The following is a 23382-nucleotide window of genomic DNA, read 5'->3' as shown; positions in this document are numbered from 1 at the left end:
CATAGAAAGGAGATAACCATGTCGCGATTGACGCAATACAGCCCATTCATGAGTGAACCGTTGTCGGACGTATTCCAGGCGTTCCTGCGGCCGATTCGACAGAACCTGGATGAACAGACTCCACGGATGGATATCGACGTCACCGAGGCGGGCGACAAGTATGTCCTGAAGGCAGAGGTTCCCGGGATAGACAAGAAGGACATTTCGGTGGAGATCGATGGAAACACCGTGATGATCTCGGCCAACAAGGAAAAGAGCAGCGAAACGAAAGAGGCGGGGAACGTCGTCCGCCAGGAGCGCTTCTGGGGGCGGATCCAACGCTCGGTATCGCTGGCCAGCCCCATAGACCAGGCGGCGGCCAAGGCGGTCTGCGAGAACGGCGTGCTGATCCTGACCCTGCCCAAGGCGGCTGGAAGCCGGAACAAGACGCTGCAGATCGAATGAAGCGCATTTCGCCCGGCAAGTCCTTTCGCTTTCCGTAGAGGTAATCATGTATCGCCGAATTGCCGTTCATCTAGACCATGGATTCGATTGTTCTCGCCGGGTCGAATTCTCCCTGCAACTCGCCCGCGCCAATGACGCTCATCTGACCGGGATATTTGCCAGCTACATCTCGCCCGGCTATTTCTACGATGAGGCAGGCCTGTGGGTCCGTTCCATGGACATGGCCAAGCAGATAAACGAGAAAGGGCGCACGGCTGTCGAGCTGACGTTCAGTCAGGCCGCACGCGAGAGCGGCGTGGCGGCTTCATGGCGGCAGGGCGAGGACGCGCCTGCGGAATGTGTCGTCACCCATGCCCGCTGTTCCGATGTCCTGGTCATCAGTCAGGAGAATCGAAACGACGTGGACGCGGCTGTCGGCAATTACTTCGTGGAGCAGGTCTTGATGTCCGCGGGGCGGCCCGTCATCGTGTTGCCCTCGGCCGGCAAGTTCAATGGGGCGGGCGCCCGGGTGCTGTATTGCTGGAACCGTAGCCGGGAGGCCGCTCGTGCGATCGCCGACGCGGCTCCGCTTCTGCGCAATGCGAACGCCCTGGCGGTCCTGACGACGGACGACCTGGATGCCAGCGGGGGCGCGCAAGTGCCGTTCGAAGACCTGGCGGCGTACTGCGCCTGCCATGGCTTTCCTTTGCCGGAACACCAATCCCGCAGCACGAACGAGGTAGACGTGGGTGACGTCATCCTGAGCACAGCCGCCGATTTCAACGCGGATCTGATCGTCATGGGCGCGTATGGACACAGCCGCATGCGCCAATGGGTGATGGGTGGCGCCACGCGTTCGCTGCTCGCCGCCATGACGGTTCCGGTCCTGTTCTCCCACTGAGGCTTGCGGGGAACGCATATGCGCTCCCCGGCAGCGGCCAGGAAGCGAGCGGCGCCGGGCTAGATTCCGTTCTCCTGGAGATCGCGGCGCCGGCGCATTCTGACGATCGTTCCGTCGGGAAGCTGGTAGGTTCCGGATCCGATCTGGTCGACCAATTGCCCGTCGGGCAGGCAGCAGTAAAAGAACGTGTTCGCAGGCGCTTCCTGCGGCCGCAGCTGACTGCGTCGTTCGATTCTGTAGGTGGTTCCGTCCGCGGCAACGGCGATGACGGCGATGGCGTTTCGGGAGCGGGTTGGCGTGATCACGGGTTCTCCTTGGAACGAGTGGGGCTTCCTGGCAGAGGCGATGATGGGAAGGCCAGGATCGCGTCGCCGTGAGTGCTGCAGGCCGCCAATGACCGGGCGGGGATATGAGTGCCGCCTTGCAGGGGCCATGGCCAGTGGCACAGCGTCAAGATACATGCCCCATGCGCGGGAAAATTGACCTCGGTCAAGTTTCCCCCGGTTCCGTCTTTTAAGCTGAAAGCACGTCTCGCGGTCCGATGGCGACAGGGGCGTACCCTCGCGCGCGCCGAAAATTGAACCATCGTCGTTTCAGAGCAGGAGATAAGCCATGACCTCCATGATGAAAGCAGTCGTGTTTGCCGGGAAGGATCACATCGAAATACGGGAAAAGCGCATTCCGGACGTCGGCCCGAACGACGCGCTGCTGAAGATCACGACCACGACCATTTGCGGCACCGATATCCATATCGTCAAGGGCGAGTATCCCGTAAAGCCTGGCCTGACCATCGGCCACGAACCAGTAGGCGTCATCGAGAAACTGGGAAGCGCCGTGACGGGCTACGCCGAGGGCCAGCGCGTGATCGCCGGCGCAATCTGTCCGAACTTCAATTCATACGCCGCCCAGGACGGCGCCCCTTCCCAGGACGGCAGCTATCTGGTGGCCAGCGGCATGTGCGGATGCCACGGATACCGCGCCACCGCGGGATGGCGGTTCGGCAACATGATCGATGGCGCCCAGGCCGAGTACCTGCTGGTTCCCGACGCGCAGGCCAACCTGGCGCCGGTGCCGGACAGCTTGAGCGACGAGCAGGTGCTGATGTGCCCGGACATCATGTCCACCGGATTCAAAGGCGCCGAGAACGCCAACATCCGCATAGGCGACACGGTGGCCGTGTTCGCGCAAGGCCCGATAGGACTTTGCGCGGCCGCAGGCGCCCGGCTGCTGGGGGCGACCACTGTCATCGGCGTGGACGGCAATGCGCAGCGCCTGGAAATATCGCGCTCGTGGGGCGCGGACATCGTCCTGAACTTCCATGACTGCGACGTCGTGGAGGAAATCTTGCGGCTGACAGGCGGCAAAGGGGTGGATTCCGCCATTGAAGCGTTGGGACAGCAGAGCACCTTTGAATCCGCCTTGCGCGTATTGAAGCCGGGAGGAACGCTGTCCAGCCTGGGCGTGTATTCCAGCGACCTGAAGATTCCGGTGTCCGCGTTCGCGGCTGGACTGGGCGACCACAGGATCAACACCGCGCTCTGCCCCGGCGGAAAGGAGCGCATGCGCCGCCTCATGAGCGTTCTGGAATCAGGCCGCCTGGACCTCGCAAAAATGGTCACGCACCGCTATACCCTCGACCAGATTGCGGACGCCTACGATCTCTTCGCAAACCAGCGCGATAACGTGTTGAAGGTCGCCATCCAGCCTTCTTGAATGCTCTTCGTTCCCGGCCCGGGTACGGACGCCGCGGGATAACGGCATGCCGGCCCGGAATGCAGCAGTCTGCGGCGTAGGTGCTCTGATGAATATTTCCTTCAAGAACCGGCGGGAGGCCGGCGTGTTGCTGGCGCGCCTGCTGATGCGGTACGCAGGCCGTCCAGACGTGATCGTGCTGGCGTTGCCACGGGGCGGCGTGCCGGTGGGGTTCCAGGTCGCCGCGGCGCTGGACGCGCCGCTTGATGTCGTGATGGTGCGCAAGATCGGAATGCCCGGGTATCCCGAGTATGCGATCGGCGCGATAAGCGGCGATCAGACTCTGTTTCAATCCGAGGCCATCGAGGCTTACGGCATCTCGCCGGGCGCGATAGAACCTATCGTTCTGCGCGAGCGCAAGGAAATCGAGCGCCGTGAAGCCTTGTATCGCGCGGGGAGACCGCCGCTGCAGTTGCAGGGCAAGATCGCCATACTGGTCGATGATGGCCTTGCGACCGGCTCGACCATGCGCGTGGCCCTGCGGTCCATACGCAAGGCGGGACCGGCAAGAATCGTGGTCGCGGTGCCGGTCGCCGCTGCCGAGACCCGGCAGCAGCTTGCGGACGAAGCGGATGAAATGATCTGCATCGGCACGCCGGTTCCGTTCTATGGCGTGGGGCAATGGTACGAGGACTTCGAGCAGACCGGGGATGACGAGGTCATACGGCTGCTGCGGGAAGCGGAGCGTAGCCACCCGCTTTCCGCATGGACCGCGGCTTCTGCGCCGCATCGCGGCTGATGCCCGTTCGGGCCCAAGGCAGACAGACCATGGAAGCGACAAGCGATGCTTGCTCGAGAAGATCGGCGACGCACGTGCCGCGGCGTGTCGCCGACAGGTTCGGCCAGTATGTTGACGATTGTCAATGTGCATCATACAGACCGATATACGCTGGCTCTGATCATCCTTTCAGCGCCGAAGCCGTTGGGGATACCAACCACATGGAGACCGATCATGAAGATGCGCGAGCTGGCCTTATACGCATTGTTTGCCTCATTGCTTCCCGCCTTGGCGGGCGCCGCGGCCCCGAAGGAGCAACCCGCTGCTGCGCCGCAGGCTGCGCAATCGACCGAGAACATCGAACAATTTGACAAGAAGGCTGCCGAAGCCAGGGAAAATCTGGAGAAGATGCAGCAGCAGATGAACCAGATCCAAAAGACCAGCGACCCGGCCGAGCGTCAGAAGCTGCTTCGAGAGCATCAGGCGTTGATGCAGCAGACCATGGGCATGATGGGTCAGATGTGGAACGGCGGCGCGATGGGGTGCTGCGCGGCGGACGGCGGCGGGCGCCACCATCAGGGAGGTCCAATGATGGGATGGGGCGCCATGCGGGGGAATTACTCGAATCAGAGTCCCGAACAGATCAGGGAACGCCAGTACATGAGGGACCAGTACATGGGTATGCAGCAGCGGATGATGGAACAGATGATGCAGCAGCAACTCAACGGCGGCGCCCCGAACCGGTGAACATGGATCGCCGCCGGCAGCATGGCTGCCCGCGGCCTTTCATAAGGACGCCAACTACTTTCCGTTGAACTGCGGTCCCAGCGCAATCCGCTCCTCGCACCCTTGCTCATGGCACTCTTGCACGTATTGCGCGATCGTCCGGATGATCATCATCAGATCCTTCAGATTGGCTTGCGCGGTAGACAGCCCGATGTTGAGATTCTGATACTGGCGTGGATTCAAGAAATCGGCTTCACACCCTGCCGTCAGAGCATCGGCCGCGTCGGCGATCGCCTGGAAATCTTCAAAGCTCGACAGCTCGCCATCGCTGTAATCCGCCAGGAGGTAGCGAAATTCACTGACGACCAGTCCGCCGATGACCAGGCGTCTGCCGCGGTCCAGTCCCATCCTGTGCTGCCGGCGCCATTCTCCCATATGGCGATTGACCTTCGCTTCCGAGATTTTCACAACTGCTTGGGAGATGCATTCCATTCCTGTGCTTCCTGAATCGTTTGATGAAGCCCCTGCGTCATTCGCGCATACGTGATGGGGATGCCGCAAAGGCCGGCTTCTGTGGGTGAACTGGCGTGTTTTGCCGGCGCGCACGCAGGCGTGCGGGCCATGGCGGCTGGCCTAAGTGCATACCCTTGGGCATGCAAGCCCTACTTGGCTAGGCGATATACTGGAGCCGCGATTGCTGCGGCATCTGTCGGATGTGGACGCAATTCGCGCGTGACGGCGAAAGCGGCCTGAAAAATCATGGTCGTTTTCGAGAAGGATGAATCGAAGAGGGACACGTGCTTTCCTTTGTCGGTCCATCCGAATGTAGGACACCCATGCCCTAGCAAGAAGGTGCAAGAGTTTTTTAAATTAGTGGGACATGGCTATGGTGGCTCAATACCTGACGCCCAGCCGAGGGAAAGGCGACTCGGTTTATTTACAGCTGTATCGGCGTTATCGCGAGGCGATCGCCAGCGGCAAGCTCAAGCCGGGAGATCGTGTCCCGTCGGTGCGCAGCCTGGCCAGTGAATTGAACCTGGCGCGAGGCACTGTCGAATCTGCATATGGAATGTTGACCAGCGAAGGCTACTTCGTTGCGCGCGGTGCGGCAGGCACTATCGTGTCTCCCAGGCTGAGGAATTTGCGGGATCCGGGCAAGGCGAAAGTCGTGGCAAACCCTGAGCGCGAGTCCTTGCGTTCGTCGCACGCGTCGCTCGGCGTGGCCTTGCCATTTCAACTAGGTCTTCCCGCATTGGATGCTTTTCCGCGCAAGGTGTGGGCGCGGTTGGCGGGGCGCAACGTGCGTACCTTGGAGACGGCGGCGATGACCGCCCCCGATCCGGCTGGGTACATGCCTTTGCGGGATGCCATTGCCACTTATCTGGGTATCTCGCGCGGCATCACCTGTTCGCCCCAGCAGGTATTCGTGACTACGGGGTACCGCGGGGCGCTGGAACTGGTGTGCCGCACGTTGTTGCGCGCAGGGGACCAGGGCTGGTTTGAGGATCCGGGTTACATCAACGCTCGTTGGTGCCTGGAGTGCGCCGGCATGCGTCTGACACCGGTTCCGGTCGACGAAGAAGGTCTGGATGTCGGCGCAGGCGAGCGGCGAGCGCCGCTGGCGCGTTTTGCGGTGGTCACGCCCACCCATCAAAGTCCGACCAGCGTAGCGCTGTCGCTGTCGCGGCGGCTGGAACTGTTGGATTGGGCCAGGCGCAACCGGGCGTGGATCATTGAAGACGACTACGACAGCGAATTCCGCTACCACGGCCGGCCGTTGCCAGCATTGAAATACCTCGATCGCGACGAACGGGTACTCTACAGCGGCACGTTCAGCAAGGTCCTGTTTCCAGGCTTGCGCCTCGCGTATCTTGTCGTGCCAGCCTCCCAGGTCGGCAAGTTTCAGGACATGGCATACAACCTGTCGGGTCCGGGCTCCATCTTGCGTCAAGCCACGGTCGCGGACTTCATCGAGCAAGGCCATTTTGCCCGGCATCTGCGCAAGATGCGCACCTTATACGGCAAAAGGCACGGTTATTTGGTCGATGCGCTGGTCCAGACATACGGCGACCGCGTGCAGGTACAGCCGCAAGTGGGCGGCATGCACGTTCTCGCTCGTCTTAAACACCCGCAAGACGACAAGGCGCTGGCCGCCGCCGCGCATGCTCAGGGGTTTCCTGTTCACGCATTGAGCAACTGGCGCATGCGCAAGGGAAAAGACAGTGGCCTGTTGATGGGGTTTGCCAATTTCGCCACGCCCGAAGAGGCGTTGGCATCGGTGCGGCGGCTGAAGGCCGCGCTGCAGGATCTGGATGATTGATCTAGGGCTGGCGAGCATGTCCCATTGATTTCGCCAGTTCTTGCACCTTTCTTCCCTCCGGCGAATGGTCCATGATCGCAAGCATGTCTTCTATTCGTAGCACAATGCGCGCCGCGTGGATCGATCAACGTGGCCCCGCGGAGCAAATTCGCATTGAGCCGATCCGTGTGCCAGAACCTGGTCCCACGGACGTACTTGTACAAGTGAAGTACGCGGCGGTAAACCCGATCGACACATTCGTGAGATCTGGCCAATACATGACGCCGCTGCCGTTCCCGTTCGTGGTCGGCAGGGATCTGGTGGGAACCGTCGCGGCGGTGGGCTCCAGCGCAAGTCCCTTCAAGATTGGCGACGCCGTCTGGTCCAACAGTCTGGGGCATGCCGGCCGGCAAGGCTGTACATCCGAGTATGCGGTAGTGGCGGCCGACCGTCTCTACCCTCTGCCGGACGACGTGAAGCCTGAAGTTGCCGCCGGGTCGTTCCACCCCGCGGCCTCAGCCTATTTGGCGATCATCAAGCATGGGCAGGCCCAGGCAGGCGAGACCGTCTACATCGCGGGCGGCGCTGGCCATGTGGGAAGCGCAGCGATCGTCACCGCCGCGCGTGCCGGCGCGCGAGTCATCACCTCCGCGGCGGCGGCCGATCAGGCCTATTGCCGCAGGCTGGGCGCGGACGTGGTGCTCGACTATAGCGATGAGCATCTTGTGGACGAAATCCGTGCCGCGGCGCCTGAGGGCATCCATGTCCATCTCGACACATCGGGCCGCCATGACCTCCACAAGGCGGTTGGCCTGATCGCCCATGGTGGACGAGTGGTCCTGATGGCCGGGTTGAAGGCTCGTCCGGAACTCCCGGTCGGGGCGCTGTACACCCGTGATGCGCGCCTGGTCGGATTTGCGATCAGCAACGCCAGTAGCGCAGACCTGCAAATGGCGGCCAACCATGTCAATCAGCTGCTGACAGAAGGCACGCTGAAACCGCGAAACCTGGAAATACTGCAACTGTCCGAAGTTGCAGAGGCGCATCGCCGCCTCGAGAGCGGGGCGGCAAGAGGGGTGCGCCTGATCATAAAACCGTAGCCCTGCCCATGTCCGACGGGGATTGGGTGGGCAACGTGATGACATGCGACGCTGTTAGTCTCATTTCCTGACGCGAGTAATCCTCGCCAGCCTCTTTCCGTCGTTGCTCGCCTGAATCGCCTGTACGCCTCTGGCGCTCCGCATTGAGGCGGCAGCGGGGGGCCGTCGCCTTTGGAGCAGGCGAAATCAGTGGAATATACGGAGTGGATTTTTGCAGGGCGGAATTTTTGGCGGAATCGGAATCAGGCTTTTGTTTGGCGTCACGGTCCATGCGTAGCTGCGGATTTTCGCTGAGTGAAGCATGGCGAGCGATACGAACCCAGTGGCGCTTGTTCTTGTTGGTTTCATCGATCGCGCTCATCGCGGTGACGTGCCTGCTGTTGTACGTGCACGGCTCCGAGCTGACGGAAAGCGTCGCGCTCATAGTCGGCGGCACGGTAATGGGAATGCTCGGCATTGCCTACATGGTCTATAGGCGCTGACTGCTCCCTGCGGCCCCGCAATCCTTCGCTTCGCCGGACCGCGTTCCGTATAGCGGTCCTTCACGAGCGGTGCAGCTCGACGATCTGGACGAGAACATCTGGCATCGCGATCCCGCTGCATCGAGCGCCGCGATCAGGATGTCCCCAATAGCAACGAGGTCCCCGTTACGTTGCGTTCATCTCCTTCTCCTTTTCCTTCTTCTCCTTTTTTTCTCCATCGTAATGGGACTTGATGGCGAGAAACATGCCTGTTCCCAACACGAGGAGCTTGAACGTACCGAAGACTACAGGGACCCAAAAATTCATCATTTCCTCAAAACGCTGCTTCAGCAGCTTCATTTACTACTCGTGGGCCGGGCAAAGACAAACGAGCGATAGCCGCGAAGGCCACGAAACGCATCAGCCCGGTTCCGACGAGTGTGAGATCGGGCTGCCGGATTTCACCTTGCGCTGTGGGGGTGTGGAACATGGACTCTCCGCGTCCCGGCAAGCTCAGCGCGGCGGGCGCCATGTTCCCGATGCACGGTCGGATTCTACCGCCAGGCCTCATGCAAATCGTTGAACTGTTCGATTTGTACTGCGATTCTGGCTTGCGCAAGCTGCAAACAGGTCTTGGGTGCGACCTCTTGTCGCAGGCTAAGGCTCTTGGTGTTGTCAAATCTCCACGCCGATACGCGAACTTCAACGAAAAGGGAGAACCCCGTTTCCGCAGCGCAGGGTTTGAGTGGCAGGAATAAAGTTCGCCTTCTTGACGGCGCCGTCCGATCCATGCGGCATGTCGGCCGGCGACTTGCTAGCCCTAGACTATGGCCGTTCTCGGCCATGATCGGTCATCAATAGAATTAACCAAGCGACCGCTTCAGGCTGATAACAGTCATCAGCACTCACCCCGTAGAGCTATTGGTCGCCAGTTAGGTCGCTCAGCATCGACGATCTCGAGAGAGGTCGGCCGCAATGGTGGACCAGGGAAGTGCCGAGCGTACGATGCTGAAAAGCAGTTCCTCAAGCGTGGTCTGCGACCGAAGCCTTACCTGCTGTCCCGTGAACCGCAGCTGCGCAGTATCGTGATACGCCTGTTGGAGGCTGACTGGTCACCAGAACAAATTTTAGGATGGCTGAAGCGTCATTCTCCTGACGGAAAGATCATGTGTGTTTCGCGCGAAGCAGTCCATCGATCGCTGTTTGTTCAAGCCCGCGGCGTACTACGTGAAGAACTAGATTCCGCCGACCCCCGCCAAGCGCTGGCGAGCCGGGGTGTGCCGGCTTGACCCCAGGTCGCTACCCAAAGCCGCTATCGGGCATCCTCGGGGGAGGGGCGCCGGCCTTGGGAAGGTGCCGCGCTGGGCGCCCTGGACATGGGGATATAGCCCGGTCGAGCAGATGACTTCGCACAGTTCGCGCATGGCGTCGAAGTGGAAGGCGCGGTGCCGCTCGCCAGCCCCGGGGGGCGCGGCATCAGCGCGCGGACGCTGCCGTGAGGGGGGGCTCGAAGGCCCGGATCGGCGGCAATGGTCCGTCATGGAGCTCGACCTGCACCGTCGTCAATTGGCCGCTGCAACCTTGCGCCAGCGACGAGGTGCCGGCGTCGCGCGTCAGGATGTTGGGATTGCCGTGGCCGCATAGCGTCACCTCGCCGCGCTCGTCCCGCACCGGGTCGTACCAGGCGCCGGTGGGCAGTTGCGCCACGCCGGGCATGATGCGGTCGCTGAGCGTGGCGCTGGCCAGGCAGGCGCCGCGGTCGTTGAACAGCCGCACGATGTCGCCTTCGCCGATGCCGCGGGCCGCGGCGTCGCGGGGATGCAGCGTGCACACTTCTCGCCCCTGACGCTTTTGCGACGCGCTGTGGGCGCCGAAATCCAGCTGGCTGTGCAGGCGGGTGGCGGGCTGGTTGGCGACCAGGAACAGCGGATGCGCCGGCGTCGGCGCGTCCTGTGGCGTCAGCCAGGCAGGATGGCCGGGGCAATCGGGGTAGCCGAAGCCGGCCACGGTCGGCGAGCTGATCTGGACTTTGCCGCTGGGCGTGGGCAGCGGCTTGCCGGCGGGATCGTCGCGGAACGCGCGCAGGATGCCGCCGTCGTCGTCCTGCTGCGGCAGGGTCAACTCGCCGCGCGTCCAGAACTGGTCGAAGTCCGGCGCCTCCAGGCCTTTTTCCTCGAGGGCCGCGCGGGTTCTTTCATACAGGTGGCGCAGCCATTCGCCGCTGCTGCGGCCTTCGGTGAAGGCCTCGCGCGTGCCCAGCCGTTCGGCCAGGTCGGCGAAGATGTCGTAGTCGTCGCGCGCCAGGCCGTTGGGGGCGGCGATGCGGTGCATGGCCACCAGCAGCGGATCGGTGGGCGCGCCGCCGATGTCCTCGCGTTCCAGCGTCATCGTGCAGGGCAGCACGATGTCGGCGTGACGCGCGGTGGCGGTCCAGCCGATCTCGTGGACCACGAAGGTGTCGAGCGTGGCGAAGGCGCGCGACAGGCGCTTGAGGTCCTGGTGATGGTGGAACGGGTTGCCGCCCGCCCAATAGGCCAGGCGGATGTGCGGGTAGTCCATGCGCTTGCCGTTGTAGTCGAACGGCTTGCCAGGATGCAGCAGCATGTCGGCGATGCGCGCCACGGGGATGAACGCCTTGACGCCGTTCACGCCCTGCGGCAACGACGCCACCGGCACCGCGTTGCTGCGCTTGCCGTAGTGCGCCAGCGTGCCGAGCGCGTAGGCGTAGCCGCCGCCCGGCAATCCCAGCTGCCCCAGCGCCGCGGCCAGCACCGCGCCCATCCAGACCGGCTGTTCGCCATGTTCGGCGCGTTGCAGCGAATGCGCCACGGTCACCAGCACGCGCTTGCCCGGCAGCAACCGCGCGATCCGCGCGATGTCCGCGGCCGGCACGCCGCAGATCGGCGCGGCCCAGGCCGGATCCTTGGCCTGGCCGTCCGCGCGGCCCATCAGGTAGTCCTCGAAGCCATCCCAGCCTTCGCAGAAGTCGCGCAGGAATGGCTGGTCATGCCAGCCATTGGCCACCAGCTCATGCACCAGCGCCAGCATCAGCGCCACGTCGGTGCCGGGCACGGCGCGCACCCACTGCGCCGCCGCGTCCGCCGGCAGGTCGGAGGCCAGCGGACTGATGTTCAGGAAGCGGCAGCCGCGTCGCGCGGCCTGGCGCATCGAGTCGCGCTCGATGTGCCGGCTGATGCCGCCGCTGGCCACGCGCGAGTTCTTCAGCGCCATGCCGCCGAAGGCCAGCACCACGTCGGTGTGCGCCACGATCTGTTCCCAGGTGACGTTGCGGCGCGCCACGTCGTCCATGCTGCCCAGGATGTGCGGCAGGATCACGGCCGAGGCGCCCGCGCTGTAGCTGTTGACCGAGCGCACGTAGCCGCCCAGCGCCGTGTTCAGGAAGCGGTGCACCTGGCTCTGCGCGTGATGGAAGCGGCCGGCGCTGGACCAGCCATACGAACCGCCGAACACCGCTTGCGGGCCGTGCTGGTCGCGCACCCGGCGCAGTTCGGCGGCCAGCAGGTCCAGCGCGTCGTCCCAGCCGAGCGGCACGTAATCGTCGCTTCCCCGGCGCGCGTCCGGACCCGGCCCGCGTTCCAGCCAGCCGCGCCGCACCATCGGCGTGGTGACGCGCGCCGGATGGTCGAGCGCGTTGGTGAAGTTCTGGATCAGCGGGTTGGGGTCGGGATCGCCCGGATGCGGCCGGACGTCGAGCGCGCCGTCTTTCCAGGCGGCCGAGAACACGCCCCAGTGCGCGCTATGGGACAGGCGGCCGCTGTCGGGACGGGGAGGGTGGGAAGAGGCGTCGATCATGGGCGGATCAGGGGTTGGCGCCCGTGGCGACGGGCGCGTCGGGTTGCGCGCTCCATTCACTCCACGAGCCGGGGTAGAGGGCCGCGCCGGACAGGCCCGCGATTTCCATGGCCAATAGATTGTGGCACGCGGTGACGCCGGAACCGCATTGGCACACCACAGCGTCCGGCGCCAGGCCATCGAGCTGCGCCAGGAAGGCCTGGCGCAGCGCGGCGGGGGGCAGGAAGCGCCCGTCGGCGCCGAGGTTGTCGCGAAAGAACCGGTTGCGGGCGCCGGGGATGTGTCCGCCCACCGCGTCCAGGGTCTCGTTCTCGCCCCGGTAGCGGTCGGGGGCGCGCGCGTCCAGCACCCGGCGCGCGTCGGCGGCCAGCGCCTGGCGCAGCTGGGGGTAGTCCAGCGTGGTTTGGCGGCCCTCGCCGACGGCCAGGGCTCCCGCCGGGCGCGGCGCCGGCGCATCGGTCGTGAACGGCTGGCCCGCGGCCTTCCAGGCGCCTTCGCCGCCATCGAGCACCGCCACGGCCTCGTGGCCGATCCAGCGCAGCAGCCACCACAGGCGCGCGGCGTACATGCCGCCGGCATTGTCGTAGGCGACCACCTGGGTGTCCGCGTTCACGCCCAGCGCCGCCAGGGCCCGCGCCAGCGCGGCGCGGTCGGGCAGCGGGTGGCGGCCGTTGCGGCCGGTCTTGGGGCCGCTGAGGGTGTCTTCCAGATGCACGTGGAACGCGCCCGGCAGGTGGCCGGCATCGTAATGGCGGCGGCCCGCCTGCGGATCCGTCAGCTCGAAGCCGCAGTCCAGCACCACGATGTCGCGGTGTTGCGGGTCTTGCAGGGCGCGGGCCAGTTCGTCCGCGCTGATCAGGGTGGTGTACATGCGTGGCTCCCGCTCAACCCTGACCCGCCGTCAGCGCGTCCATCGCGCGCAACGAATATACATAGGCGGCGCCCGCGTTCAGGGCGATGGCGGTGCTCAAGGCCTCGCTCAGCTCCAGTTCCGTCACGCCGGCCTTGCGGGCGGCGTCGGCGTGCGCGGCGATGCAGCCGTCGCAGCGCGTGGTGACGGCCACCGCCAGCGCGATCAGCTCGCGCGTCTTGGCGTCCAGCGTGCCGGTGGCGCCCTGCGCCTGGTTCAGGGCGCGGAACGCGGTCAGCAGCTGCGGGTTGTGCTTGCCCAGGGCCTCGCCGGCCTTGCGGTTGTTGGCGAGGGTGTCGGTCCAGTTCTGCAACATGGTGGGGTCTCCTGAAAATCGGTTCAGTCGGATTGGGTCATTGGCCGATCTGCTTGAGCAGGTCGGGGGTGGCGGCTTTGCGGTAGTTGGCGATGTCTTCGAGGATGTACTGCTTGAACTGGTCCATCGGCAGGTCGCGCTCCATCGCGGCGTCCTTGCGGATCGTGTTCTGCACCGTGGGGTCCGCCAGCGCGCGCGACAGGTGCTCGGACAGCACCTTGAGCACCGCGGGCGGCGTACCGGCCGGCGCCGCCAGGCCGTACCACTGCGTCATGGTCATGTCGATGCCGAGCTCCTTGAAGGTCGGCACGTCGGGCAGGATCGGGCTGCGCTGGCGGCCGGTCAGGGCCAGCACGCGCAACTGGCCCTGCTGCACCTGCGGCACCAGCGGCGATGCGGTGGCGAAGAACATGTCGATCTGCCCGCCCAGCATGTCGGTGATGGCGGGGCCGGAGCCCTTGTACGGCACGTGCAGGAGCTTCAGGTGGCCCAGTTCCTTGATGGTCTCCATGCCGATGTGGGCGGCGCCGCCGGTGCCGGTGGAGGCAAAGGTCAGTTCCTTCTGCTTGGCGGCGTCGATCACTTCGCGCGCCGTCTTGAAATGCGACGGCGTGGCCACGAACAGGCCGTGCGGCGCCTCCAGGATCAGGCCGATCAGGGCAAAGTCGTCCGGCACCTTGTACGGCAGGCTCTGCGGCTTGAGCGCCGGCGAGACCGCCAGGTTGCCGCTCATGGCCAGCAGGATGGTGTAGCCATCGGGCGCGGCCTTGGCAACCAGGCCGGCGGCGATGTTGCCGCCCGCGCCCGGCCGGTTCTCGACGATCACGGTCTGCCCCAGGGTCTTGCCCATGGCGGTGGCGATCAGGCGGCCATAGAGGTCGCCGCCGCCGCCCGGCGGAAAGCCGACCACCAGGGTGATGGGACGCTCGGGAAATGCCGCCTGCGCCTGGCCGCCGGCCAGCGCCGCCAGCCCCAGCGCCGCGACGAGGGCGGCGCGCCGGCCCAGCCGGCGCATGGCGCCGCTTGCGAAGGAAATGCCCATGGTGTTTGTCTCCTGTGTATTTTTTATCAAGGGGAACCGTCAGGCTTGCAGCCAGCCGGCTTGATGTCGCTGCACCACCCTGTCCACCGAGGCGGCACACTGTCCCAGGTAACCCGCGGGATCGGTCAGGCGCAGGATTTCTTCCTCGCCCAGCAGGTTGGCCAGATCCTTGTGCTGGCGCAGCGCCTGGGCGAAATCGAGCTTGTGCGTGATGCCGTGCATCGAGGCTTCGTAGATCCATTCGTGCGCGGTCTGTTTGCCGACGCGCTCGGACAGGTCCAGCATCACGTGTTCGGACAGCAGGTAGCCGCGCATACGGTCCAGGTTCAGCGCCATGGCGTCGGCGTCCACGCGCAGTCCGGCCAGCAGGTTCTTGGCCTGGAACAGCATGGCGCCGGCGATCAGGCAGCATTCGGGGAGCGCCTTCCATTCGATCTTCCAGGCAATGCCGTCGCGCTCGCCTTCCTGCACCATGCCTTCGAGCATCAGCGTCGCATTGGCGCGCAGCGGCCGGCACAGGCCGGCGAGGTTCTCGGCCGAGGTCGGGTTGCGCTTGTGCGGCATGGTCGACGAGCCCAGCTTGCCTTCCGAGAAGGCTTCCTCGACTTCGGCGAATTCGTTGCGTTGCAGGTTGAACAGTTCATTGCCGATCTTCGACAGCGTCGCGCCGATCATGGCCAGCACCAGCGCGTATTCGGTGAAGCGGTCGCGCGCCGGCGCCCAGCTGATCGGCGCCGTCTCCAGCTCCAGCTTGGCCAGCGTGCGGCGCTCGACCTCGGCGGCCTGTTCGCCCAGCGAGGCCTGGCTGCCGACCGCGCCGACCACCATGCCCACTAGCACCCGCGCCTCGCATTCCTTCAGGCGCTCGTGATGGCGCGACAGTTCGTCCAGCCACACCGCGCACTTGTGCCCGAAGGTGATGGGCAGCGCCTGCACGCCATGGGTGCGGCCTGCCATGGGCGTGTCGCGATGGCTTTGCGCCAGGCGCGCCAGCTCGCGGCCGATGGCGGCGAGGTCGCGCATGAAGACGGCATGGGCCTGCTTGAGCTGCAGCGCCACGCCGGTGTCGACCACGTCCTGGGTGGTGGCGCCGTAATGCAGCCACTCACCATGGTCGGGGCCGCAGCCCGCCTGCAATTGCTTGAGCGCCGGCACCAGCGAGTGCTTGATGCGGCGGATCTCGGCCGACATCGCGGCGATGTCGATATTGGCCACCGTCGCCTGGGCGCGGATCCGCGCGGCGGCGGCGGCCGGGATGATGCCCAGCTCGGCCTGGGCCTCGGCCAGCGCGGCCTCGAAATCCAGCCATTGCTGGACGCGGTTCTCTTCCGAGAAGATGGCGCGCAGTTCATCGGTGCTCCACAGGTGCTGGAGCGATTGCATGTCGAAGACGGAAACGGGCATGGTGCGGGTCCTGGAGGCTTAGGAGTGATGGGCCGGGCGGGGCAGTAGCCGGCCCGGATTGAACGTGCCGCGCGGGTCGAGCGCGTGCTTGATGCGTTGCATGACGTCCACCGAGACGGCGGATTTGTATTGCAGGAAGGCGTGTTGCTTGAGGCGGCCGATGCCGTGCTCGGCCGAGATCGAGCCGTCCAGCCGCGCGGCGACGTCGTGCACGATGTCGTGCACCGCGTCCTCTTGGGCCCGGAAGGCGGCGTCGTCCATCGCCAGCGGCTTGCTCTGGTTGTAGTGCAGGTTGCCGTCGCCGACGTGGCCGAAGCAGACGATGCGGATGCCCGGCATCAGGGCCTGCAGGCGGGCGCCGGCGGTGGCGATGAATTCGGGAATGCGCGACACCGCGACCGAGATGTCGTGCTTGATGGAGGGGCCGTCCAGCCGCTGCGCCTCCGGCACGTGCTCACGCAGCGCCCACAGTTCATGCGCCTGGCGGCCGGAGGCGGCGATCACCGCATCGGTCACGCCGCCGTGTTCCATCGCGGCCTCGAGCACGCCCTCGACGGCCGGTTCCGGGTCCATCAAGGCCGACGTCTCGGACACATCGAACAGCACGGTCCAGGGCGAGGGCTGCGCCAGCGGATCGCGCATGCCGTCCAGCGGGTGCGCCAGCACCTGTTCCAGCGTCTGGCGACCGATCAGTTCGAAGGCCGTGACGCGCTCGCCGACCGCGTCGGTCAGGCGCGCCAACAGGTCCACCGCCGCCTGCGGCGTCGGCACCGCGGCCCAGGCCGTCACCACCTTGCGGGGCAGGGCGTAGAGCCGGAAGGCCGCCGCGGTGACCACGCCCAGCGTGCCCTCGCCGCCGATGAAGAGCTGCTTGAGGTCGTAGCCGGTGTTGTCCTTGCGCAGCGTGCCCAGTTGCGGCAGTACGCTGCCGTCGGCCAGCACCACTTCCAACCCCAGCGTCAGTTCGCGGGTATTGCCATAGCGCAGCACCTGTTCGCCGCCGGCGTTGGTGGAGACCACGCCGCCGATGGTGGCGCTGCCTTCCGATGCCAGCGACAACGCGAACAGCCGGCCAGCCTCGGCGGCTGCCTGCTGGGCGGCCAGCACCGTGCAGCCGGCTTCCAGCGTGATGCTGTTGTCCAGCGCGTCGACCCGGCGCACCGCCGTCATGCGGTCCAGGCTCAGCACCACTTCGCGGCCGGAGGCGTCGGGGGTCGAGCCGCCCACCAGGCCGGTGTTGCCGCCTTGCGGCACCACCGCCACGCCCTGCGCCGCGCACAGCGCCACCACTCGCGAGACTTCGGCCGTATCGGCCGGGCGCGCCACGGCGCGCGCGGCGCCGGGAAAATTGCGGCGCCAGTCCGCCGTGTAGCGGGCCGTGTCGGCCGCATGGGTCAGGACGTGGGACGGCCCGACGATGGCGCCCAGCGCGGCGGCGAGTGCATCGATCTGATTCGGCATAATGCTACGGTGCGCGGCGGCGGGCGTAAGGCTCGCGGGTCGCGCGACGCTTGTCTCCTGGGTTGAAACCCGGACGGCGGTTCCCTGGTCCGGTAGCCGTCTTTCGTTTCATTGATTAAAATACGTTTTATTGAACAAAACTATAGGAAGCATCCGAAACCGTGTCAAGCGAGAATTCCCCTAAGCCGCCCGTCGGCGTGCTCGAACGCGGCATCTCCGTGCTGGAGTGCTTTGGCGAAGACCATCTGCGCCTTTCGCTGCGTGACCTGGCCGACCGCACCGGCCTGGACAAGGCCACGCTGCTGCGCCTGTTGGGCGTGTTCATCAAGGCGCGCATGATCTATCGCTACGACAGCAGCACCTACGCGCTGGGACCGGCGTTGCTGCACATGGGCATGCTGTATCGCGATACCTTCGACCTGGGCTCGCGCCTGCAGCCGGCGCTGCGCAACATCGTCGCGCAGACCGGCGAGACCGTGGCCGTGTACGTGCGCAGCGGCGACGACCGCATCTGCCTGTACCGCGAGAACACCACCAAGGAAGTGCGCCACCACGTCGAGGTCGGCACGCGCATCAGCCTGAAGGACGGCGGTTCGTCGGCGCACGTGCTGCGCGCCTTCACCGGCGGCGCCACGCCGCTGGCGCGCGACATCCATGAAAAGGGCTATGCCATGACCCGCTCCGAGCGGGTCGCGGAAATGGCGTCGGTGGCCGTGCCGGTGTTCGATGCCGACGATACCTTCGTCGGCGCGCTGGTGGTGCTGGGGCTGGCGTCGCGCCACAACGAGGCGGCGCAGCGCAAGGCGGTCGAGATCGCGCGCCACGAACTGGCGCAGCAGGGCTTTCGCACCGCGCCGCCCGCGTCCTGGACGCCGCCCGCATCCGAATGAGGCGCCCGGGCGGGCGCCTCGCGGCGTCGCCTAGCGCGGCGCCGCGCAGCCGAACAGCGCGGGCTCTGGCAGGCACGCCCGCGCGTCATTGCCCTCGTCCGTGAAGCGTTCGCACCAGGCCACGATGGCGCGGGCGGTGGCGTCATCCATGGCCGGCGCAAAGGCGCGCATGCGCGCCTGCAGCGCGGGCCAGTCGTAAGGGTCTTCGGGATCGCCGCGCCGCAACTGGCGCAACGCGCTCAGCCGGCGCCCATCCTTCAATATCAGGGTCACCCGGCATGGCCGCAGGCGCGGAAATTCGCGTTGGAAGGCGTCGCTGGTGCGCACCGTGATGCGGCGCGCCAGCGCCACCAGGTCGGGCGCCTGCAGATCCGTGGACTCCATGTCTTCGATGCCCAGCCCGCCGGTGAGCAGCAGCCGCGCTACCACGTAGCGCAGCGAGAAGCAGGTCTGCGCGGGCGTGGCGGGCCAGTCGACGCCGGCGATCTTCAGCGCATGCGTGAATATCTCGATGTCGACCGATTCGATTTCGTCGGGCGTCGGCGCGTGCGCGTCCAACAGCTCGCGGGTGGCATCCAGCGGCGTGAAGAGTTGGGCGCAGCAGGGCCAGGCCTTGATGGTGGCGGTGTTCAGCCGCTCGCTGGCGTCGAGGCCGCCCGCCAGCGCGTCCAGCGGACCGTCGCCCGCGAGCAGCGCGTACAGCCCGCGCGCGCCGGTGGCGAAGCGTTGCGCGCCCGGCAGGCCGGCGCGCGCGGCATAGGCCGCGGCCAGGCCGTTGCGCACCGCGAAGGCCGGATGCAGCGACTTGGCTTCGTGCGCGTTGTCGTCCACCAGTTGCCACAGCCCCGCCGCCTGGGTGGCGCCGATGCCGAGCGCGTGGTGCAGGGGCGCCGGCGCCAGCCCCAGGGCCACCCCGGCAGCGGCGGCCGCGCCCACCGCGCCCGCCGTCGCGGTGGCATGAAACCCCGCCGCGTGGCGCGTGCCCAGGGCCTCGCCCAGGCGCAATGAAACTTCGTAGCCGGCGATGATGGCATCCGCGACCTGCCGCTGCGTCATGCCGCCATCCGCCGCGAGAGCAAGCGCTGGCGTGACCGACACCACGCCCGGGTGCAGCATGGCGGCACGGTGGGCGTCGTCGATTTCGCGGATATGGGCGATGGCGGCATTGGCGAAGGCTGCGCCATTGGCGTTGACCACCGGGCCGCCGAAGACGGGCGCCGGTCCCGCGCCCGGCTGGCAGTCCAGCGCCACGCGCCGATAGCCGGCCGCGGCCGGGGTGCCCGCGGCGGACCAGCCCGCCGTGAACCAGTCCAGCAGCGCCTGCGCCAGCCGCGCGCGCGTGGTCGGGGAGATCTGGCGCCGTTGCAGATCGGCCAGGTGGGTCACCAGGGTGTGCTCAGCGGAGGAAGTCATTGTTGTTTCGTTGAATGGAATATATTTCATTCAACGAAACTTGTATGGGTTTGTCAAGTGGTGCGGGTGATCCCTCGCTGCGGTTCCAGCGTCCGCGCCTAACAGGTCGGAGGTGCCGCCCAGGCGCAGCGGGACCTATCGTCACCAAGCGTCACAGCACTCGGCCACCAGTCACGGCGCAGCGTCGCCAGCCCGTGAACGCGCTCTTCGCTGGCAACCGCGATAGCCTCGAGCCACCTCGGGCGTGATGAGCATCGTGGCCGGCAGGTCGTGTCCGGCCGGGGGCGCGCCGATGGGCAGGAGCAAGGCCGCATCTCGCGACGCTTGATCATGCCTTCGGAAATGCCAACCGCTTGCGCCGTGCGACTACACCTCTTTTATTCCAAGGGAGCTGGCAGATGTATCTGGAATTCGCCTGCAGCAATTCCTCTTCCACCGCAAGGCGCAGTGACTCAGGCTTAACCAAGATGAGCGTTACGCCGACCTGTGCGCCCGCGCGCACAATATTGCGGACCTCTTCAAGTTTAGATTTCGTGCCCGAAGATACCTGGAACAGGTGATCGCGCAGGCGGCTCAAGCCTGCGGAACTATGACGCGTACCGATATACATGCACACCTGGCGCGTATCGGCGCATCGGTAGATGGGAACATGAGGCCGTGCATGAGGCGGCGCAGCGCCGTCCAGACCGAATGCCAGAAGCGATGAAGGTGCGGCGGCGCACGGTGGAACATGTGTTCGGCACCAAATCCCGCCTCGCACACAAAATCACGGATAGGCCCGGGCGCTTACCATCAACCGCCATAGCATTGCGCGTAAGTAAAGTCGACCAAGCGCTTGTCTGAGGCATCCTGTGGCGTGGACGGCTCTACTTGGAAATGCCCGAACATATCGTCGTTGCAGATCCTCACGTTCTTGCGCTGCGTACCTTCCTGCAATACGCAGGAGCCGCCAAAACTGTGATTACTCCCAGCGACGCCAACCGGTAGATCAATCAGCCGGCTACAACCGATGATTCGGCCGTTTTGCTTCTGATGCGCCAACGATTGGTTGAACGATTCAACACGGGAGTTGGGATCACGAATCGACACAACATTAACGCATTCGCCACTGACGGTTTGGTTGCCCGGCAGCTTGCAGTCCGAGTACACCTCGCCATTGGCAATACGTTTCTCATTGCGCGCCAGCATGGCGATGCGGGTTGTGTATGCTTGCTGCAGGCAGGCGCTGTCTTGACAAATGTCACGAGCGTATTTAATCCAGTTGCGCTGTTCTTTAGCCAACTCTTTCTTGCCATAGGCATCGGTTGCGGCTAGTGCTGTTTTATAGGCCCCTTGCAATTTTCCATCCAGCGCGGATGTCTCGGCATCGCTGCAGATCAACCTTTCCGTAGCGCTCACGGCCTTGTTGCAATCAAAACTTGCGGCTTGGGCGCCAGCCCATAGAGTTGCAAGGCCCAACGTAAAGAGAAGCTTCATCGCAGGTGCATACCGCATCTTCAGTGCGTAAGCGGGTGGGCGTGTTGAATGCGGCTGGGTCATGATCCTATCTTCTCAAGTTGTATGTCGATGATGTCTTGCGCACAGCACAACACCTCTCCCTCGTGACACCTCAAATCAGCTTAACCGAGCTAATGCACGTCTCTGGTCTTGTAATCTTGTTGCCGGAGCATCAGAGGCATTCTTATTCCAATACCCGGCTCAGTTTTTACCAGATCTAAGCTGACGCCCGTGCCTTTACCAACTGAAGCGGCGGCTCCATCACAATCTTCTCGGATGAGCCATCGCTACTTTAAGCTGGGCCAGTTCGGTGGTTGAAAGTACCGGCCCCATGCTGGCCAGCACCTCGGCAGGCCACGGCGCCGGGCGCTTGCATCAATACGAAAGCCAGCGCAGGAAGCCACCTGCCATGGTGAGCAGCAGGCGGATCAAGGCGACCAGCCCGAAGGGGATGGTCAGAAACCAATATGGGCCCGCCCAGAACTGCATAGCGCGGCCGGTTCGGCGCCGCCGTCGTAGACGCTGCTGCTCAGGGTTTTACCTAATCTGGTTTTCCTTGCGGAAAATCAATCTCCTATAGGACACTTCGTGTCATGATGGTGCCGATAGGCGGCGCCCGTAGGGGGATGACATGAAGATTTCGGGAATTGCCGGCGCGCTGGCATTGGTAGCGGCAATGGCGGCCAGTAGCGCCCAGGCGGCGGCCTATCCAGACCGGCCGATCCGGCTGGTGGTGCCGTTCGGCGCGGGCGGTATCACGGACATCGTGGCGCGTCAGGTCGGCAAGGGCATGGGCGACGCCTTGGGACAGAGCATCGTGATCGAGAACCGGCCGGGCGCGGGCGGGGTGATCGCCGCGCAGGTGGCCGCCACCGCGCCGGCCGATGGCTATACGATCTTCATGGGCACGGTAGGCACGCAGGTGGTCAACCCGCTGATCTACAGCAAGCTCAGTTATGACGCGGACAAGTTCGCGCCGGTGGGCATGGTGTCGGGATCGCCGTATCTGCTGGCCGTGCGTGCGGGCGTGCCGGCCAAGACCTTTGGCGAGTTCGTGGCCTATGCCAAGGCCAACCCGGCCAAGCTGAACTTCGGTTCGGCGGGCAATGCCAGTTCGCCGCACCTGGGCCTGGAGCTGTTGAAGCTGACGGCGGGCGTGGACATCGTGCATGTGCCGTTCAAGAGCGGCAGCGAAGCCGTGAACGCCGCCATCGGCGAGCAGGTCGACGTGGTGATGGACGCCAGCCCGGTGATCATGCCGCATGCGGCGTCCGGCAAGCTGCGCGCGCTGGCGGTGGCCGCCGACAAGCGCCTGCCTTCCGCGCCCGACGTGCCTGCCAGCAGCGAGGTGGGCGATGCGGCCCTGCAGATCAGCTCGTGGAACGCGTTCTTCGCGCCCGCCGGCACGCCGCCCGACGTGATGGAAAAGCTGAACGCGGCGCTGCAGAAGACCCTGGCGTCGCCGGAACTGAAGGACCGGCTGGCGTCGCAGGGTACGCAGTTGTATACGGGCAAGCCGGACGAGTATCAGCGCTTCATCGCCGGCGAGAAAGCCAAGTGGACCGAGATCGTGAAACGCGCCAACATCAAGATGGACTGACGATGAACCAGACACCGCATCCGCTGGCGGGCAAGCCGCTGGAACTGGCCGATACCTTGCGTTCGGGCAACGCCTGGAAGATCCGGCTGGCCTGCGGCTACATGGGCCTGCCGATCAAGCGGCGCACCTTCGACATCGTGCAGGGCGACCTGGAGACGAACGCGTTCGCGCGCATCAATCCGTGGCGCCAGGTGCCGGCCTTGCTGACGCCGGAAGGCGAGTGGCTGGCCGAGTCGCAGGCCATCCTCTGGTATCTGGGGCTGGGCACGTCCTGGCTGCCTGGCGGCCGCCTGGAGCAGTCGCAGGTCAGCAGCTGGCTCAGCTTCGAGCAGACCCAGCACATGCACGCCTTTGCGCAGCCGCGCCTGCTGATCCATCTGCGCAACACCGCGCAGGTGGATGACCCGGCGATGCGGGCATGGCGCGAGATCGGCATGAAGGCTGCCGCGCTGATGGATGCGCATCTGGCGGGTCGCGACTATCTGGTGGGAAGCGCGCCGACCATTGCCGACATCGCGCTGTTTCCCTACACGAGCATGGCGGCCGAGGGCGGCTACGACCTGTCCGGCTTCGCCCATATCGACGCCTGGGTGGCGCGCATGCGCGCCTTGCCGGGTTTTACGCCGCTGCTCGAAGCGGCATGACAGAGACACTAT

Annotated in this window: 25 protein-coding genes; 11 read left to right on the top strand and 14 right to left on the bottom strand. The window is 65.2% G+C overall.

From position 1 onward, the window contains the following. Nucleotides 1–18: 18 nt before the first annotated feature. Together ACM1PE_RS19735 and ACM1PE_RS19730 are read left to right on the top strand one after the other, a co-directional pair. Nucleotides 19–444, top strand: a complete 426-nt coding sequence (locus tag ACM1PE_RS19735) for an Hsp20/alpha crystallin family protein (protein ID WP_059371804.1) — start codon at nt 19–21, stop codon at nt 442–444. A gap of 46 nt (nt 445–490) precedes the next feature. After that, entirely contained in the window at nt 491–1324 is an 834-nt protein-coding gene (locus ACM1PE_RS19730) for a universal stress protein (protein WP_059371805.1), read from the top strand. A 59-nt stretch (nt 1325–1383) separates the two neighbouring features. Here ACM1PE_RS19730 and ACM1PE_RS19725 read toward each other — a convergent pair whose 3' ends face one another. Beyond that, on the bottom strand, nt 1384–1629 hold the full coding sequence (locus ACM1PE_RS19725) for a hypothetical protein (protein WP_419340743.1): 246 nt from the start codon (nt 1627–1629) through the stop codon (nt 1384–1386). Nucleotides 1630–1936: 307 nt separating this feature from the next. Here ACM1PE_RS19725 and ACM1PE_RS19720 point away from each other — a divergent pair, with 307 nt between their 5' ends. The 3 genes from ACM1PE_RS19720 (at nt 1937) to ACM1PE_RS19710 (ending at nt 4541) form a co-directional block, all read left to right on the top strand. Further along, entirely contained in the window at nt 1937–3037 is a 1101-nt protein-coding gene (locus tag ACM1PE_RS19720; protein WP_118933818.1) for an NAD(P)-dependent alcohol dehydrogenase, read from the top strand. A gap of 88 nt (nt 3038–3125) precedes the next feature. Then, nucleotides 3126–3815, top strand: a complete 690-nt coding sequence (locus ACM1PE_RS19715; RefSeq protein ID WP_059371808.1) for a phosphoribosyltransferase family protein — start codon at nt 3126–3128, stop codon at nt 3813–3815. 213 nt (nt 3816–4028) lie between these two features. Beyond that, nucleotides 4029–4541 (top strand): hypothetical protein, encoded by a 513-nt coding sequence (locus ACM1PE_RS19710; protein WP_059371809.1) that lies wholly within the window; start codon nt 4029–4031, stop codon nt 4539–4541. Between the two features lie 54 nt (nt 4542–4595). Here the strand turns inward: ACM1PE_RS19710 and ACM1PE_RS19705 are convergent, their stop codons facing one another. Beyond that, a complete protein-coding gene (locus ACM1PE_RS19705) occupies nt 4596–5012 on the bottom strand; it encodes a hypothetical protein (protein ID WP_059371810.1) in 417 nt (138 codons plus the stop codon). 394 nt (nt 5013–5406) lie between these two features. On the opposite strand from ACM1PE_RS19705, the gene ACM1PE_RS19700 reads away from it, so the two are divergent. Together ACM1PE_RS19700 and ACM1PE_RS19695 are read left to right on the top strand one after the other, a co-directional pair. Beyond that, nucleotides 5407–6840, top strand: a complete 1434-nt coding sequence (locus ACM1PE_RS19700; protein WP_059372779.1) for a PLP-dependent aminotransferase family protein — start codon at nt 5407–5409, stop codon at nt 6838–6840. A gap of 71 nt (nt 6841–6911) precedes the next feature. After that, nucleotides 6912–7919 carry an NADPH:quinone reductase gene (locus ACM1PE_RS19695; protein ID WP_419340742.1) on the top strand — a complete coding sequence of 336 codons (1008 nt, stop codon included), beginning with the start codon at nt 6912–6914 and terminating at the stop codon, nt 7917–7919. Here the strand turns inward: ACM1PE_RS19695 and ACM1PE_RS19690 are convergent. From ACM1PE_RS19690 to ACM1PE_RS19680, 3 genes are all read right to left on the bottom strand, one after another. Then, on the bottom strand, nt 7906–8280 hold the full coding sequence (locus ACM1PE_RS19690; protein ID WP_419340741.1) for a hypothetical protein: 375 nt from the start codon (nt 8278–8280) through the stop codon (nt 7906–7908). The two genes, ACM1PE_RS19695 and ACM1PE_RS19690, sit on opposite strands and share 14 nt — an antisense overlap. 286 nt (nt 8281–8566) lie before the next feature. Then, a complete protein-coding gene (locus tag ACM1PE_RS19685) occupies nt 8567–8740 on the bottom strand; it encodes a hypothetical protein (RefSeq protein WP_251881330.1) in 174 nt (57 codons plus the stop codon). Next, nucleotides 8715–8870, bottom strand: coding sequence for a hypothetical protein (locus ACM1PE_RS19680; RefSeq protein WP_419340740.1), 156 nt, complete (start codon nt 8868–8870; stop codon nt 8715–8717). The genes ACM1PE_RS19685 and ACM1PE_RS19680 overlap by 26 nt, the downstream gene beginning before the upstream one ends. Nucleotides 8871–9207: 337 nt before the next feature. Between ACM1PE_RS19680 and ACM1PE_RS19675 the strand changes: the two genes are divergently transcribed. Beyond that, nucleotides 9208–9669 (top strand): transposase, encoded by a 462-nt coding sequence (locus ACM1PE_RS19675; RefSeq protein WP_419340739.1) that lies wholly within the window; start codon nt 9208–9210, stop codon nt 9667–9669. Between the two features lie 187 nt (nt 9670–9856). Here ACM1PE_RS19675 and ACM1PE_RS19670 read toward each other — a convergent pair whose 3' ends face one another. Genes ACM1PE_RS19670 through ACM1PE_RS19645 form a run of 6 tightly spaced genes read right to left on the bottom strand, consistent with a single transcriptional unit; the run spans nt 9857 to nt 17326 of the window. Continuing rightward, on the bottom strand, nt 9857–12193 hold the full coding sequence (locus ACM1PE_RS19670) for a molybdopterin guanine dinucleotide-containing S/N-oxide reductase (RefSeq protein ID WP_059371812.1): 2337 nt from the start codon (nt 12191–12193) through the stop codon (nt 9857–9859). A gap of 7 nt (nt 12194–12200) precedes the next feature. Beyond that, on the bottom strand, nt 12201–13064 hold the full coding sequence (locus tag ACM1PE_RS19665) for a sulfurtransferase (RefSeq protein WP_419340738.1): 864 nt from the start codon (nt 13062–13064) through the stop codon (nt 12201–12203). 13 nt (nt 13065–13077) lie between these two features. Beyond that, the gene (locus ACM1PE_RS19660; RefSeq protein WP_006391254.1) at nt 13078–13419 is read right to left on the bottom strand and encodes a carboxymuconolactone decarboxylase family protein; all 342 of its coding nucleotides are present in this window, start codon (nt 13417–13419) and stop codon (nt 13078–13080) included. Between the two features lie 37 nt (nt 13420–13456). Beyond that, nucleotides 13457–14461 carry a tripartite tricarboxylate transporter substrate binding protein gene (locus ACM1PE_RS19655; protein ID WP_306636142.1) on the bottom strand — a complete coding sequence of 335 codons (1005 nt, stop codon included), beginning with the start codon at nt 14459–14461 and terminating at the stop codon, nt 13457–13459. Nucleotides 14462–14500: 39 nt separating this feature from the next. Further along, complete coding sequence (purB, locus tag ACM1PE_RS19650) at nt 14501–15865, bottom strand: adenylosuccinate lyase (RefSeq protein ID WP_419340737.1); 1365 nt, start codon at nt 15863–15865, stop codon at nt 14501–14503. An 18-nt stretch (nt 15866–15883) separates the two neighbouring features. Beyond that, the gene (locus tag ACM1PE_RS19645) at nt 15884–17326 is read right to left on the bottom strand and encodes an FAD-binding oxidoreductase (protein ID WP_419340736.1); all 1443 of its coding nucleotides are present in this window, start codon (nt 17324–17326) and stop codon (nt 15884–15886) included. Nucleotides 17327–17487: 161 nt separating this feature from the next. Between ACM1PE_RS19645 and ACM1PE_RS19640 the strand changes: the two genes are divergently transcribed. Further along, a complete protein-coding gene (locus ACM1PE_RS19640; protein ID WP_240633390.1) occupies nt 17488–18216 on the top strand; it encodes an IclR family transcriptional regulator in 729 nt (242 codons plus the stop codon). A 30-nt stretch (nt 18217–18246) separates the two neighbouring features. On the opposite strand, the gene ACM1PE_RS19635 is transcribed toward ACM1PE_RS19640, so the two are convergent. From ACM1PE_RS19635 to ACM1PE_RS19625, 3 genes are all read right to left on the bottom strand, one after another. Continuing rightward, nucleotides 18247–19629: an MmgE/PrpD family protein gene (locus ACM1PE_RS19635; RefSeq protein WP_419340735.1), complete on the bottom strand. Its 1383-nt coding sequence runs from the start codon at nt 19627–19629 to the stop codon at nt 18247–18249. 328 nt (nt 19630–19957) lie between these two features. Next, the gene (locus tag ACM1PE_RS19630) at nt 19958–20239 is read right to left on the bottom strand and encodes a hypothetical protein (RefSeq protein ID WP_419340734.1); all 282 of its coding nucleotides are present in this window, start codon (nt 20237–20239) and stop codon (nt 19958–19960) included. Between the two features lie 182 nt (nt 20240–20421). Continuing rightward, on the bottom strand, nt 20422–21168 hold the full coding sequence (locus ACM1PE_RS19625; protein ID WP_419340733.1) for a lysozyme inhibitor LprI family protein: 747 nt from the start codon (nt 21166–21168) through the stop codon (nt 20422–20424). A gap of 589 nt (nt 21169–21757) precedes the next feature. Here ACM1PE_RS19625 and ACM1PE_RS19620 point away from each other — a divergent pair. Both ACM1PE_RS19620 and ACM1PE_RS19615 read left to right on the top strand, forming a co-directional pair. Continuing rightward, entirely contained in the window at nt 21758–22726 is a 969-nt protein-coding gene (locus tag ACM1PE_RS19620) for a tripartite tricarboxylate transporter substrate binding protein (protein ID WP_059371821.1), read from the top strand. A 2-nt stretch (nt 22727–22728) separates the two neighbouring features. Continuing rightward, nucleotides 22729–23370: a glutathione S-transferase family protein gene (locus ACM1PE_RS19615; RefSeq protein WP_059371822.1), complete on the top strand. Its 642-nt coding sequence runs from the start codon at nt 22729–22731 to the stop codon at nt 23368–23370. Nucleotides 23371–23382 lie beyond the last annotated feature (12 nt).

It is taken from the genome of Achromobacter sp. PD1 (genome assembly GCF_048541815.1).
Classification (GTDB): Bacteria; Pseudomonadota; Gammaproteobacteria; order Burkholderiales; family Burkholderiaceae_B; genus Achromobacter; species Achromobacter bronchisepticus_A.
This window is presented reverse-complemented; position numbering and strand designations above follow the sequence as displayed.